Source organism: Peribacillus sp. FSL P2-0133 (assembly GCF_037975445.1).
GTDB classification, from domain to species: Bacteria; Bacillota; Bacilli; order Bacillales; family DSM-1321; genus Peribacillus; species Peribacillus simplex_E.
On the sequence record NZ_CP150254.1, the window covers coordinates 1,680,494 to 1,694,019 of the forward strand.

The following is a 13,526-nucleotide window of genomic DNA, read 5'->3' on the forward strand; positions in this document are numbered from 1 at the left end:
TATGAGGGCAATATTTAAGACAGACCGTGGAAAAGTCCGCCAGCATAATGAAGATAATGGCGGAATCTTTAAAAACTCGGAAGGCGTTCGCCTTGCCATCGTTGCAGATGGCATGGGCGGCCACCGTGCCGGGGATGTAGCCAGTGCAATGACGATAGACCTTCTTAAAAAGGGCTGGGAAGCATCTACAGGTATCGAAACGGCAAATGAGGCCGAGGATTGGCTGAAGCAGCAAATCGTCTTGGTCAATCAGTTGCTTTTTGAACATGCTGAATCGAATACGGAATGTAAGGGCATGGGGACCACCATTGTTGCAGCCATTTGCACCGACAAGTTTGCTACCATTGCCAACATCGGGGACAGCCGATGTTATTTGTATAATGAGAGCGGTTTTAAGCAGGTCACGGAAGATCATTCACTTGTTAATGAATTGGTCCGTTCCGGGCAGATTTCAAAGGAAGATGCCGAAAACCACCCACGGAAAAATGTTTTATTACGAGCCCTGGGGACAGAAATGCAAGTGGAAATGGACATTATGACTGTCATATTCGAAGAAAATGATTTACTATTGCTTTGTTCGGATGGATTGACGAATAAAGTGAGTGAACATGAACTGGAAGAAACCATAACCAATGGACAGTCACTTGAAGAAAAGGCGAATTCATTAATAGATAAGGCCAATCACTACGGTGGGGAAGATAATATCACCCTTGTGCTTGTTCAATTTACTGAAGAAAGTGAAAGCAGGTGAATTGAATGTTGATTGGTAGAAGAATCAACGGCCGTTATAAACTGATCGAGATGGTCGGCGGCGGCGGTATGGCGAATGTTTACCTTGCAAGGGATATGATCTTGGATAGGGACGTTGCATTGAAAATCCTTCGCATGGACTTTAATAATGACGAAGAGTTCATCAAGCGCTTCAATCGGGAAGCCCAATCGGCAACCAGTTTGGCCCATCCCAATATCGTAAGTATTTATGATGTTGGTGAAGAAGATTCAATCTATTATATTGTAATGGAATACGTGGACGGTTTTACTCTAAAGCAATACATACAAAAATATTATCCAATTCCAGTTGATGAAGCCTTGGATATCATGAAGCAAATCACGGCAGCGATTTCCCATGCCCATCATAATGGGATCATCCATCGTGACATCAAGCCACAGAACATTTTGATAGATAAAGAAGGAACCGTCAAGATTACGGACTTCGGCATTGCATTGGCCCTAAGTGCAACAAACATAACGCAGACCAACGCAGTCTTGGGCTCGGTTCATTACTTATCTCCGGAACAGGCCAGAGGCGGTATGGCCAATAAGAAATCGGACATTTATTCACTGGGCATCGTCATGTTTGAATTGTTAACGGGGAGATTGCCTTTTTCGGGTGAATCAGCCGTTTCGATAGCGCTTAAACATTTACAATCGGAAACTCCTTCGCCAAAACGCTGGAACTCTGAAATACCTCAGAGTGTGGAAAATATTATCCTGAAAGCGACAGCCAAAGATTCATATTACCGCTATGATAGCGTGGACTCAATGGAAGATGACATGCGGACTTCGCTTAATCCTGAGCGTTCAAATGAACTGCCTTTTGCCATTCCTGAAGATCATGATGCAACAAAAGCCATCCCCGTCATAACGGATGATCAGATTTCAAGCGTGGATGAGACAATCATAAGGGGTCCGGAAAAAAATACATTGGTCTATGCGGACGATGAAGAAAGTGAACCAGAAGCAGAGAGTAAATCGAAAAAGAAACCGAAAAAACAAAAGAAACAGAAAAAACAAAAAATCAAGTCGGAACATAAAGGTAAAAAACGAAAGAACATGCCTGCGATCTTGGTGACCACCTTTTTAGTTCTCGCCCTGCTTGCTGTTTTATCTGTCACTGTTTTACCTCCCCTCCTTGTTTCGAAGGAAGTGACGATCCCGGACCTTAAAGGGGAAGAATTGGATGATGCCATTACTGAATTGCTTGAAATGGATTTGGAAATTGGGGACACGATCGAGATTGAAGATGAAGAGGTCGAAGCTGGTCTTGTGATCAAAACCAACCCTAAGGAAGGTAAGAAGGTCAAGGAAGGTGCAGTGATCAATATTTATCAAAGCATTGGCAAAGAGACGATTTCATTGTCCAGTTATGAAGGTCGAGACTACTCTGATGTTAAATCCCTTCTTGAAAAAATGGGATTCAAAAACATAAGCGTGACCGAAAAATATGATGACAGTGCTGCCGGCACGATCATAGATCAATCGCCCTCGGGTGCCACTGAGGTCGTACCATCCGAAACGGAGCTTGAGCTAACGGTCAGTAAAGGGGCAGATCTGCTGAGCTTGAAGAACTTAACTGGGTTCAATCAAGCTGGCCTTGATGATTATTCCAATGAAAGTGGAATAAAGATCGATGTCGAAGAAGAAATCTATGATGATACAGTAGCAGAGGGGCTTGTCATTTCCCAGTCACCCGAACCTGCTACGAAGGTGGAAAAGGGCAGTACTGTGAAAGTGGTCATTTCAAAAGGGAAAGAAGAGATTCCTCCCAAGAGTGTAACGGAGGAAATCAAAATCGAGTATGATCCGGTTGAGCCAGGCAAAACGCAAAAAATACAAATTTTCATCGAGGATATCGACAATAGCATGACGGAGCCTCAAGAAACATTCTTTATCTTGGATGATGCCAAAAGAACGATCGAATTAATGGTTTCCCCGGATAAGAAAGCAGGATATAAAGTCATGCGGGACAATCAGGTCATCATTGACGAATCCGTCTCATATCCAGAATAAATTTAATAATTAGGAGTGTGGTTATGCCCGAAGGAAAAATTATCAAAGCATTAAGTGGATTTTATTATGTCCTTGATGATGAAGAGGTCTATCAATGTCGCGGACGAGGCGTGTTTAGGAAAAATAAGGTAACGCCGCTTGTGGGTGATTATGTGGTTTTTGAAGCGGAAAATAAAACGGACGGGACCGTGACCGAAATAAAACCGCGAAAGAATGAATTGATTCGTCCGCAAATCTCGAATGTAGACCAGGCTATCCTTGTCTTTTCAGCAGTAGAGCCTGATTTCAGTCCGGCATTACTTGATCGATTCCTCGTACTGATCGAAGATAACGAAATCGAACCCATTATCGTCGTGACGAAACTCGACTTGGTTACGGCTGAAAACCAAAAGAAATTGTCTCAGTATATCAAGGACTATCAGAAACTTGGCTATACTGTACTGGAAACATCTTCAGTTACTGCTGGAGGAATTGAAGGACTAGTGCCGTATTTAGAAGGAAAAACCAGTGTATTTGCCGGTCAGTCCGGCGTTGGAAAATCGTCTTTACTGAATGCAATCAATCCTGACTTGGCTTTAAAGACGGATGACATTTCATCACATCTGGGACGTGGGAAGCATACCACCCGCCACGTTGAATTGATTCATATTGGCTCTGGACTTGTCGCAGATACTCCAGGGTTCAGTTCACTTGAATTCATGGAAATGGAAGCTGAACGGTTATCTTATTGCTTCCCGGAAATGCATAAGTATGGGGAAGACTGTAAATTCCGTGCCTGCCTGCACGATAAAGAACCGAAGTGTGCAGTGAAGGAAGCGGTTGACGCCGGGGAAATTCCACGTTATCGATATGAGCATTATATGCAATTCTTAGAAGAAATCAGAGATAGAAAGCCGAGGTATTAAAATGGTTAAAATCGCACCATCCATTTTATCAGCTGACTTTGCAAAATTGGGAGAAGAAATTCTTGATGTGGAAAGGGGCGGAGCGGATTTAATCCATGTGGATGTCATGGATGGGCATTTCGTGCCGAATATAACGATAGGCTCACTAATTGTTGATGCTATCCGCCCGGTGACAAAACTTCCGCTTGATGTTCATTTAATGATCGAACAACCTGATCGTTATATCGAGGCTTTTGCGAAAGCGGGAGCCGATTATATAACTGTACATGTAGAGGCATGCACTCATTTGCATCGGACGATACAATTGATTAAATCTTTTGGTGTAAAGGCAGGCGTGGTGCTTAATCCAGCCACTCCGGCTTCCTTGATCCAACCTATAATCGAAGATATTGACATGGTATTGTTGATGACGGTCAATCCGGGTTTTGGCGGGCAAAAGTTCATTAAATCCGTTCTGCCGAAAATTGCCGAAGTGAAGGCGATGGCAGAAATGTATAATCAAAACCTCGAAATAGAGATTGATGGTGGAGTGAATGAAGAAACGGCTAAACTATGTATTGAACAAGGGGCGACAGTCCTGGTGGCCGGCTCGGCAATATATAATCAAGAAGATCGACACGCAGCGATTCAAAAGATTCGGGGAAAGTGATATAAGCCGACACTATCATATTCGTATGATGGTGGTCGGCTTTTTTTATCAATTAAACAAAGGCACCTTGGATAAGATTAGATATAGAAAAGGATGATTTCAATGATTATTAGTATAATGGCTGGAGGTCCGGAATGCTTTTGGCCGGATCTGGAATGGTATGTGGAGAAGACTGATCTTTGGGTCGGGGTTGATAGGGGAGTATGGTCCTTGCTTGAAAAAGGTATCGAACCTAAGTACGGTTTTGGGGATTTTGATTCAGTTTCGGAAGGCGAATACAAGAAGATTGAGCAAAGGCTGGAACAAATCAATCTATATTCTTCGGAAAAGGATGAAACGGATTTAGAGATTGCATTTAAATGGGCAATAGGGCAAAAGCCAAGTGAAATTCATATCCTGGGCGCTACAGGGGGAAGAATGGACCATTTTCTTGGAAATATCCAGCTGCTCCAAAAAGAAAGTGTCCTCCCTTATCATGGCGATATAGAAATATACATAGTCGATCGGCAAAATATATTCACAGTAAAGACAGCAGGTTCATATGATGTCACTGCTTTGAAAGATAAGAAATACTTGTCATTGCTTCCTGTAACGGCGGAAGTCACCGGCATTACACTTTCGGGTTTCAAATACCCACTGAATGATGCAAGCGTGGAAATAGGTTCGACGCTTTGCATCAGCAATGAACTAATTTCCGATTCTGGGAATGTTTCATTTGAGAAAGGCATATTAATGGTGATAAGAAGCAGTGATTAAAATTCATGCTTAGAGCAGATTCGGATATAATTACGATCATCCTATATCCGCTTAAAAGCTTATGTTGTAATAGAAAAATTCCACTTCATCTTTAATTGTGGGATGCAAAGAGGAGGGGCATGATGAAATTTTATACGATTAAATTGCCAAAAGTTCTGGGCAGTTTGGTAAGGGCTATGCTCGGAGCGTTTAAAAAAGGCTGATACTTATCTCCATGACACCTCTCAAATTCAGGGAGGTGTTATTTTTCGGTAAAAAGAGAAAGCCATCCATTAATGGGTGAAGGCTTTCTTCCTTGATGCAGACCAGCCTTGTTCAACGAATTGAAACCATCCCCATTAATACTGGCCATTACAAGTAAAAAGGCATCCTAAGAGGATGCCGTAACATTATACGCGTTCTACTTTGCCCGATTTAAGAGCTCTTGCAGAAACGTATACACGTTTAGGTTTACCGTCAACTAAAATACGTACTTTTTGAAGGTTAGCGCCCCATGTACGCTTGCTAGCGTTCATTGCGTGAGAGCGGCTGTTACCAGAACGAGTTCTTCTTCCAGTGATTACACATTTACGTGCCATGTTAAATTCCCTCCTAACTACAACAAGCTTAAGTTTTTCGCAGTCGTCTTAAGTCTTTGTAAAATACTTTAATAATTTATCATACCTACCGTTAGAATGCAATACTTCAGTTAATTACTTTCAAGAAAAAAACCTTGACATACATACTTCAAAATTGAATTATATACAGTACCGTATGACATTTACTTTTAAAACCATAGACATTATAGTAAAATGTCTTTAGTTGATTTGATTTTTTGGGAGGGAAAAGAAAATGTCTATCGAATTACAAACGAAGTATGGACAAATTGACATCTCTAATGATGTTATCGCTACTGTAGCAGGCGGAGCAGCCGTGGATTGCTACGGAATTATAGGAATGGCTTCCAAAAAACAATTTAAAGACGGCATTGCCGAAATTTTAAGAAAAGAAAACTTTACTAAGGGTGTAATAGTCCGTCAAGAAGAAGAAGAAGTTCATATCGATATGTATATTATCGTAAGTTATGGAACGAAAATCTCGGAAGTTGCACATAATGTGCAATCAAAGGTAAAGTATACTCTGGACAAAACTGTAGGATTAGCTGTTGATTCCGTCAACATTTTTGTGCAGGGAGTTCGTGTGACGAACCCTTAAATATAGGAGGAAAGTTTTGTGTCAATTACAAGTTTAAACGGAAAGCGCTTTGCAAAAATGATCATTCAAGGTGCCAACCATTTAGCGGCTAATGCCCAAATGGTTGATGCGTTGAATGTTTTCCCTGTTCCAGATGGAGATACAGGAACGAATATGAATTTATCGATGACTTCGGGAGCGAAGGAAGTGCAAAATAACGTCCAAGAACACATCGGGAAAGTGGGTACGTCCCTTTCAAGAGGACTGCTAATGGGCGCACGCGGCAATTCAGGAGTAATCCTTTCGCAACTGTTCCGCGGTTTTGCTAAAGCGATTGAACATAAATCGGAAATCAATAGTGAAGAATTTGCCCAAGCTTTTGAAGCAGGGGTTCAGACAGCTTATAAAGCTGTAATGAAACCTGTTGAAGGAACCATTTTAACGGTTGCAAAAGATGCGGCCAAGCAAGCGGTTTCATCAGCAGCAAGGCACCAAGACCTTATTCAAGTAATGGAAGAAATCGTTAGTGAGGCCAATGCCTCATTAAAACGCACACCGGATCTTCTTCCAGTCTTAAAAGAAGTGGGAGTCGTTGATAGCGGTGGGCAAGGGTTGGTGTTCGTTTATGAAGGTTTTCTTGCTGAGCTGAAAGGTGAAGCCCTTCCAGTTCGATCTTCAAATGGTCCAAGCATGGACGACATGATCAGTGCCGAACATCACATGAATGTACAAGGGCATATGAATACGGAAGATATCGTGTATGGCTACTGTACGGAATTCATGGTCCGATTGGAAAGTGAAAAACTTGCCAATCAACCATTTGATGAAGAAAAATTCAGAAATGATTTAAGTGAATACGGGGATTCATTATTAGTCATCTCAGATGATGAAGTCGTCAAAGTACATATTCACTCGGAACAACCTGGCACGTGCCTGAATTATGGACAGCAATATGGTAGTTTAATAAAAATGAAAATCGATAATATGCGTGAACAGCATACTGCGATTGTCGGTGAGACGAATACACCGCTTCAAACTAAACCGTCCACCAAAGAGAAGTACGCTGTAGTGTCAGTGGCGATGGGTGCTGGCATCAGCGAATTATTCAAAAGCATCGGCGCTAAGTCCATCATCGAAGGCGGCCAAACGATGAATCCTAGCACGGAAGATATCGTTAAAGCTGTCGAAGAGGCATATGCAGATCATGTGATCATCTTGCCTAATAATAAAAATATCATCATGGCGGCCAATCAGGCTGCAGATGTGCTTGGGGATCATGTGACTGTCATTCCAACGAAAACAGTACCACAGGGAATGGCTGCATTGTTGGCATTCAACCCTTCACTTGATGCTGAAGAGAATAAAAAAGCGATGATCGAAGCCCTTTCGCATGTGAAAACGGGCCAGATTACTTATGCTGTCCGGGATACAAACATTGACGGTCTAGCAATCGAGACCGGGGACTTCATGGGAATTGCTGAAGGCACCATCAAAGTGAAGGATAAAGACATGACTCAGGCGGCAAAAGGTCTTCTCTCCGATATGATTGACGAAGATTCGGAAATCCTTACCATTTTATATGGGGAAGATGCCACTGCTGAAGATGTCGAAAATCTTGTTGCGTTTTGTAATGAGAATTTCGAAGACGTTGAAGTTGAAGTCCATAATGGGAAACAACCTTTATATTCTTTTATTTTTTCAATTGAATAAGTAGAGGATCATGAAGATAAGTGAGACTTATTCGTCATAATTTTTGAAGGATCCTGAAAAAAATAAAAGGCAATAAACTGCATATGTCATTAGGCTATGCAGTTTTATTTTTTTGAAAAGAAGGATTACGGACAGCGTGATTGTAATTACAATATATCAGGCTTTATTATTTAACTACTCCCAGTGTACAGAAGGAGGAGCAAATCATGAAATTTAGAAGTGTATTCGATATAATTGGTCCTGTTATGATCGGCCCCTCTAGTTCCCATACAGCAGGAGCAGCAAGGATCGGTAGGGTTGCCAGGAATTTATTCGACCGGGAACCAAAATGGGCACATATTTCTTTTTACGGATCGTTTGCCAAAACCTATAAAGGCCATGGAACGGATGTAGCCATTGTAGGAGGCTTACTTGATTTTGATACATTTGATGAGAGAATCAAAGAATCGCTGGAACTAGCCCGCAAAAAGAAAATGAAAATTACTTTTCGGGAAGAAGAAGCAGTGCCGGAACATCCCAATACTGCAAAAATAACAGTTGGTGATGATGATGGTGAACTGGAACTTGTCGGAATATCGATTGGCGGGGGAAAGATCGAAATCGTCGAACTGAATGGGTTTAAATTGAGGCTCTCCGGGCACAACCCTGCCATACTCGTCGTTCATGATGATCGATTTGGTGCCATTGCCAATGTTTCAAACATATTAGCCAAGCATCAAATCAATATTGGCCAGATGGAAGTCTCCCGAAAAGAGAAAGGGAAGATGGCCTTGATGACGATTGAAGTGGACCATAACCTAGAGGATCACGTCATCGCTGAAATTACGGCACTCCCCAACATCACTCAAGTAGCAAGGATTGTGGATTGACAGGGCAATCGTTTCCACTTAGGAAGGAGAATGAATCATGTTTCGAAATGTAGCGGAATTAGTAGAATTAGCTGAATCAAAGCAGAAAAGAATTTCAACGCTGATGATAGAGCAGGAAATGGAAGTAACGGGAAAAAGCCATGAAGAAATCATCCGCCAGATGGGTGTCAACCTGGATGTAATGGAACAGGCAGTTGAAAAAGGACTTCAAGGTGTACGGTCCGTTTCCGGCCTGACGGGAGGGGATGCAGTTCTTCTTCAGAATTACATTAAATCCGGAAATTCCTTATCCGGTGAACTGCTGTTGGATGCGGTAAGCAAAGCCGTGGCAACAAACGAAGTGAACGCAGCCATGGGAACGATTTGTGCGACACCGACTGCCGGATCTGCTGGTGTTGTGCCTGGAACACTTTTTGCTTTGCAAAATAAATTAAAACCGACTCGGGAACAAAAAATTGAGTTCCTATTTACAGCAGGGGCTTTTGGTTTTGTTGTTGCGAATAATGCTTCGATCTCTGGAGCCGCAGGGGGCTGTCAGGCGGAGGTCGGTTCTGCCTCGGGCATGGCAGCTGCAGCCATCGTTGAAATGGCAGGTGGGACACCGGCACAAAGTGCAGAAGCGATGGCGATCACATTAAAGAACATGCTTGGTCTTGTATGTGACCCTGTTGCTGGGCTTGTGGAAGTGCCTTGTGTGAAGCGGAATGCCATGGGTGCAGCCAATGCAATGGTTGCCGCAGATATGGCGTTAGCGGGGATCACAAGCCGGATACCGTGTGATGAAGTGATTGATGCGATGTATAAAATCGGGCAAACGATGCCATCGGCACTTAGGGAAACTGCACAAGGAGGTTTAGCGGCTACACCGACTGGGCGGGAGTTGGAAGCGAAAATCTTTGGCTTGCCGCTGAATAAGAAGTGAAAGCAACTATACAGGAACCCATAACAGCAGTAAAAGGAATTGGGGCCGAAACGGCGGCAGCGTTGGGGGAAATGGGGATCCATACCGTCGCGGATCTCCTTGAGCATCTCCCATATCGCTATGAAGATTACCGGTTGAGGGATTTGGAAACGGTCGAGCACGATGAGCGGGTTACCGTGGAAGGCAAAGTTCATACGGTGCCCACTTTAGGATACTTCGGAAAGAAAAAATCCAGGCTTACGATTAAAGTATTGACTGGGAGATATTTAATAAATGTCATTTTTTTTAACCAGCCATACCTGAAGCAAAAGCTCGCGATAGGTGAAACCGTAACAGTTACAGGGAAGTGGGATCGTCATCGCCAAACCATTACAGGGTCGGAATGCCACGTTGGTGATCGTAGCCGGGAGAAAGAGTTCGAACCGGTGTACTCAGTGAAAGGCAGCATTACGGTCAAGGGTCTCCGCCGCTTTATCTCCAATGCATTTTCTGAATATGGGGCAATGATAGAAGAGAATCTGCCCCCGCAATTATTGACGGCATACAAACTGATGCCTCGTAACGATGCTCTTCATACAATGCATTTCCCTCTATCGGCCAATGAGGTGAAAAAGGCTCGACGCCGTTTTGTGTATGAAGAGTTTTTATTGTTTCAACTTAAAATGCAGGCACTTCGTAAAGTGCAGAGGGAGCAGTCAAAAGGGATAGGACAGGAGTTTGACATGGAGCAGCTGGAAGCGTTCATTGGAACTCTCCCTTTTCCTTTGACGAACGCTCAAAATAGGGTCGTCGAGGAAATAATGAATGACATGAAATCTCCTTACCGGATGAATCGTCTACTTCAAGGGGATGTCGGGTCTGGAAAAACGGTGGTTGCCGCCATATGCCTGAAGGCGACGATTACAGCAGGTTTCCAAGGTGCACTTATGGTCCCGACGGAAATCTTGGCTGAGCAGCATTCACAATCCCTGAAGGCAATGTTGGAACCGAGTGGAGTAAAGGTCGCATTGTTGACAAGTTCGGTAAAAGGCAAAAAACGCAAGGAACTATTGCAAATGTTGGAATCCGGTGAGTTAGATCTTTTGATAGGAACTCATGCATTGATACAGGATGAAGTGAATTTTCGGAATCTAGGTCTTGTCATAACGGATGAACAACATCGTTTCGGAGTGGAACAGCGCCGCATCCTTCGTGAAAAAGGTACGAATCCAGATGTCCTTTTCATGACGGCTACACCGATTCCGCGAACGCTTGCAATTACTGTGTTTGGGGAAATGGACGTCTCCACGATCGATGAAATGCCTGCCGGGCGAAAAGCGATAGAAACCTATTGGGCGAAACACCAAATGCTTGATCGGATCTTAACCTTTGTCGAAAAGGAACTAAAGAAAGGGAGACAGGCTTACGTCATCTGTCCCTTGATTGAGGAGTCGGAGAAACTCGATTCATTACAGAATGTTCTCGATGTTCATGCAATGCTGACACAATACTTTGCAAACAGGTACAAAGTGGGTCTTATGCATGGAAGGCTGCCCGCGGATGAAAAAGATGAAGTGATGCAGCAGTTTAGTGCCAATGAAGCACAAATCCTTGTTTCTACGACGGTTGTCGAAGTTGGGGTGAATGTTCCAAATGCAACGGTAATGGTCATTTATGATGCGGAACGGTTTGGGCTTTCACAGTTGCATCAGTTACGCGGAAGAGTTGGACGGGGGAGTGATCAGTCCTTTTGCATACTGCTGGCTGATCCGAAAACGGAAGTCGGCAAAGAACGGATGAAAATAATGACCGAGACAAACGATGGTTTTGCCCTTTCCGAAAAAGATTTGGAACTTCGTGGCCCCGGGGACTTCTTCGGTAAAAAACAAAGCGGCCTTCCCGAGTTCAAGGTAGCCGACATGGTCCATGATTATAGGACCCTGGAAGTGGCAAGGACGGATGCAGCAAAATTGATTGCCTCCCAAAGCTTTTGGCATTCCCCGGAATATACTCCGCTTCGGAACTATTTAGAGGGGACGGGCGTATTCACGGGAGAAAAGCTGGACTGAACTGAATGAAAAACCAATAGCAGATTGTGAGATTTTACGCAATATCTTGCAATCTGTTTTTAAAATATATATACTACTATTAGTACCTAGTCATAATACTACGGATGGTGACCTTCAAATGCGAAGAAATAAGAAGGAACGCCAGCAATTATTAATCGAAACGATTAAACAGAATCCTTTTGTAACGGATGAGGAGCTGGCTGAAAAATATTCGGTGAGCGTCCAGACCATTAGGCTTGACCGTCTTGAATTATCGATACCGGAACTGCGTGAGCGTATTAAAAGCGTGGCCGAGAAAAAATTCAGTGACGAAATCAGGGCATTGCCTTTGGATGAGATCATCGGGGAAGTAATTGACCTTAATTTAGATGATAATGCAATTTCGATTTTGGATATAAATAAAGAGCATGTCTTTAAGCGGAATGGTATTGCAAGGGGACATCACCTTTTTGCCCAAGCGAATTCATTGGCTGTTGCAGTCATAAATGATGAACTGGCATTAACTGCAAAAGCATCCATTTTATTTACTCGTTCTGTAAAGGAAAATGAAAGAGTGGTAGCTAAAGCGAGGGTTAAAAGCGTGGACCACACCAACGATCGTTCCGTGGTGGAAGTCAGAAGCTACGTGGGTAATGAACTGGTTTTTAAAGGCGAGTTCGAAATGTATCGCTCTTAACTTTCTAGTAAAGGATGAAAGAAAATGAAGATTACGATAGATGCCATGGGTGGCGATAATGCTCCCGAGGCACAGGTTTTGGGAGCGATGAAAGCTGTCGAGAATTTTTCCGATGTGGAAATCACCTTGATAGGCAATCAAGCTGAAATTAACCAATACTTAGCGAAACATGACCGTATAAGGGTTATACATACTGATGAAAAAATATTGAGTACCGATGAACCGGTTCGTGCGGTCCGGCGCAAGAAAAGCGCCTCGATGGTGTTGGCTGCACAGCAAGTGGCTGACGGAGAAGCCGATGCATGTATTTCTTCAGGCAATACAGGGGCGCTAATGGCTGCGGGCTTGTTTGTGGTCGGAAGGATAGAAGGAATTGAACGTCCGGCATTGGCTCCCACCCTTCCGACAATCGATGGTAAAGGTTTTGTGCTACTGGATGTAGGTGCGAACTCCGATGCGAAACCGGAGCATCTCCTTCAATTCGCCATAATGGGGTCTGTTTATGCACAAAAAGTGCGGGGAATCGAAAAGCCCCGTGTCGGATTACTTAATATTGGCACAGAAGAAAAAAAAGGGAATGAACTGACAAAGCATGCCTTTACATTACTGCAGCAATCATCGGAGATATCCTTTATAGGTAACGTAGAGGCAAGGGACCTCCTGAACGGGCCGGCAGATGTTGTCGTAACGGACGGCTTCACGGGAAATATGGTATTAAAGACGCTTGAAGGTACTGCTATGGGCGTATTCAAAATGGTGAAAACGGCTTTGATGAGCAATCTCAAGAGTAAGTTGGCCGCAGCAATGGTAAAGCCTGAACTAAAAGGCATAAAAAATAAAATGGATTACTCGGAGTATGGCGGTGCCGGCCTATTCGGTTTGAAGGCCCCTGTCATTAAGGCTCATGGTTCTTCAGATGCGAATGCGGTCTATAATGCAATACGCCAGACTCGCGATATGGTTGGAAATGACGTCATATCGACAATTGCGGAGACGATAGAAAAACAATAATAAATCATAGAGGCAGG

General features: G+C 43.4%; 14 protein-coding genes. 13 read left to right on the plus strand and 1 reads right to left on the minus strand.

All coding sequences use genetic code 11. The features are described 5' to 3' along the window. Nucleotide 1 precedes the first annotated feature (1 nt). The 6 genes from MKY17_RS08110 (at nucleotide 2) to spoVM (ending at nucleotide 5,303) form a co-directional block, all read left to right on the plus strand. Entirely contained in the window at nucleotides 2-751 is a 750-nt protein-coding gene (locus MKY17_RS08110; protein ID WP_098371050.1) for a Stp1/IreP family PP2C-type Ser/Thr phosphatase, read from the plus strand. A gap of 5 nt (nucleotides 752-756) precedes the next feature. Next, nucleotides 757-2,790, plus strand: coding sequence for a Stk1 family PASTA domain-containing Ser/Thr kinase (gene pknB / locus MKY17_RS08115; RefSeq protein WP_098371049.1), 2,034 nt, complete (start codon nucleotides 757-759; stop codon nucleotides 2,788-2,790). Between the two features lie 23 nt (nucleotides 2,791-2,813). Then, nucleotides 2,814-3,695, plus strand: coding sequence for a ribosome small subunit-dependent GTPase A (gene rsgA / locus MKY17_RS08120; protein WP_098371048.1), 882 nt, complete (start codon nucleotides 2,814-2,816; stop codon nucleotides 3,693-3,695). A gap of 1 nt (nucleotide 3,696) precedes the next feature. Next, nucleotides 3,697-4,344, plus strand: coding sequence for a ribulose-phosphate 3-epimerase (gene rpe, locus MKY17_RS08125; RefSeq protein WP_098371047.1), 648 nt, complete (start codon nucleotides 3,697-3,699; stop codon nucleotides 4,342-4,344). A 102-nt stretch (nucleotides 4,345-4,446) separates the two neighbouring features. Beyond that, nucleotides 4,447-5,100 (plus strand): thiamine diphosphokinase, encoded by a 654-nt coding sequence (locus tag MKY17_RS08130; RefSeq protein ID WP_098371046.1) that lies wholly within the window; start codon nucleotides 4,447-4,449, stop codon nucleotides 5,098-5,100. Between the two features lie 122 nt (nucleotides 5,101-5,222). Further along, nucleotides 5,223-5,303, plus strand: coding sequence for a stage V sporulation protein SpoVM (gene spoVM, locus MKY17_RS08135; RefSeq protein ID WP_034313769.1), 81 nt, complete (start codon nucleotides 5,223-5,225; stop codon nucleotides 5,301-5,303). A 186-nt stretch (nucleotides 5,304-5,489) separates the two neighbouring features. Here spoVM and rpmB read toward each other — a convergent pair whose 3' ends face one another. Beyond that, nucleotides 5,490-5,678 (minus strand): 50S ribosomal protein L28, encoded by a 189-nt coding sequence (gene rpmB / locus MKY17_RS08140; protein WP_034313767.1) that lies wholly within the window; start codon nucleotides 5,676-5,678, stop codon nucleotides 5,490-5,492. A gap of 253 nt (nucleotides 5,679-5,931) precedes the next feature. Here rpmB and MKY17_RS08145 point away from each other — a divergent pair, with 253 nt between their 5' ends. From MKY17_RS08145 to plsX, 7 genes are all read left to right on the plus strand, one after another. After that, nucleotides 5,932-6,294: an Asp23/Gls24 family envelope stress response protein gene (locus tag MKY17_RS08145; protein WP_048684651.1), complete on the plus strand. Its 363-nt coding sequence runs from the start codon at nucleotides 5,932-5,934 to the stop codon at nucleotides 6,292-6,294. An 18-nt stretch (nucleotides 6,295-6,312) separates the two neighbouring features. Next, entirely contained in the window at nucleotides 6,313-7,983 is a 1,671-nt protein-coding gene (locus MKY17_RS08150) for a DAK2 domain-containing protein (RefSeq protein WP_339201634.1), read from the plus strand. A 206-nt stretch (nucleotides 7,984-8,189) separates the two neighbouring features. After that, nucleotides 8,190-8,852, plus strand: coding sequence for an L-serine ammonia-lyase, iron-sulfur-dependent subunit beta (gene sdaAB, locus MKY17_RS08155; protein ID WP_098371044.1), 663 nt, complete (start codon nucleotides 8,190-8,192; stop codon nucleotides 8,850-8,852). Nucleotides 8,853-8,889: 37 nt separating this feature from the next. Continuing rightward, entirely contained in the window at nucleotides 8,890-9,774 is an 885-nt protein-coding gene (gene sdaAA / locus MKY17_RS08160) for an L-serine ammonia-lyase, iron-sulfur-dependent, subunit alpha (protein ID WP_098371043.1), read from the plus strand. Then, nucleotides 9,771-11,822, plus strand: a complete 2,052-nt coding sequence (recG, locus tag MKY17_RS08165; RefSeq protein WP_098371042.1) for an ATP-dependent DNA helicase RecG — start codon at nucleotides 9,771-9,773, stop codon at nucleotides 11,820-11,822. The genes sdaAA and recG overlap by 4 nt, the downstream gene beginning before the upstream one ends. A 118-nt stretch (nucleotides 11,823-11,940) precedes the next feature. After that, nucleotides 11,941-12,498: a transcription factor FapR gene (gene fapR, locus MKY17_RS08170; protein WP_098371041.1), complete on the plus strand. Its 558-nt coding sequence runs from the start codon at nucleotides 11,941-11,943 to the stop codon at nucleotides 12,496-12,498. Nucleotides 12,499-12,522: 24 nt separating this feature from the next. Then, nucleotides 12,523-13,509, plus strand: a complete 987-nt coding sequence (gene plsX, locus MKY17_RS08175) for a phosphate acyltransferase PlsX (protein ID WP_098371040.1) — start codon at nucleotides 12,523-12,525, stop codon at nucleotides 13,507-13,509. The last annotated feature ends 17 nt before the right edge of the window (nucleotides 13,510-13,526 follow it).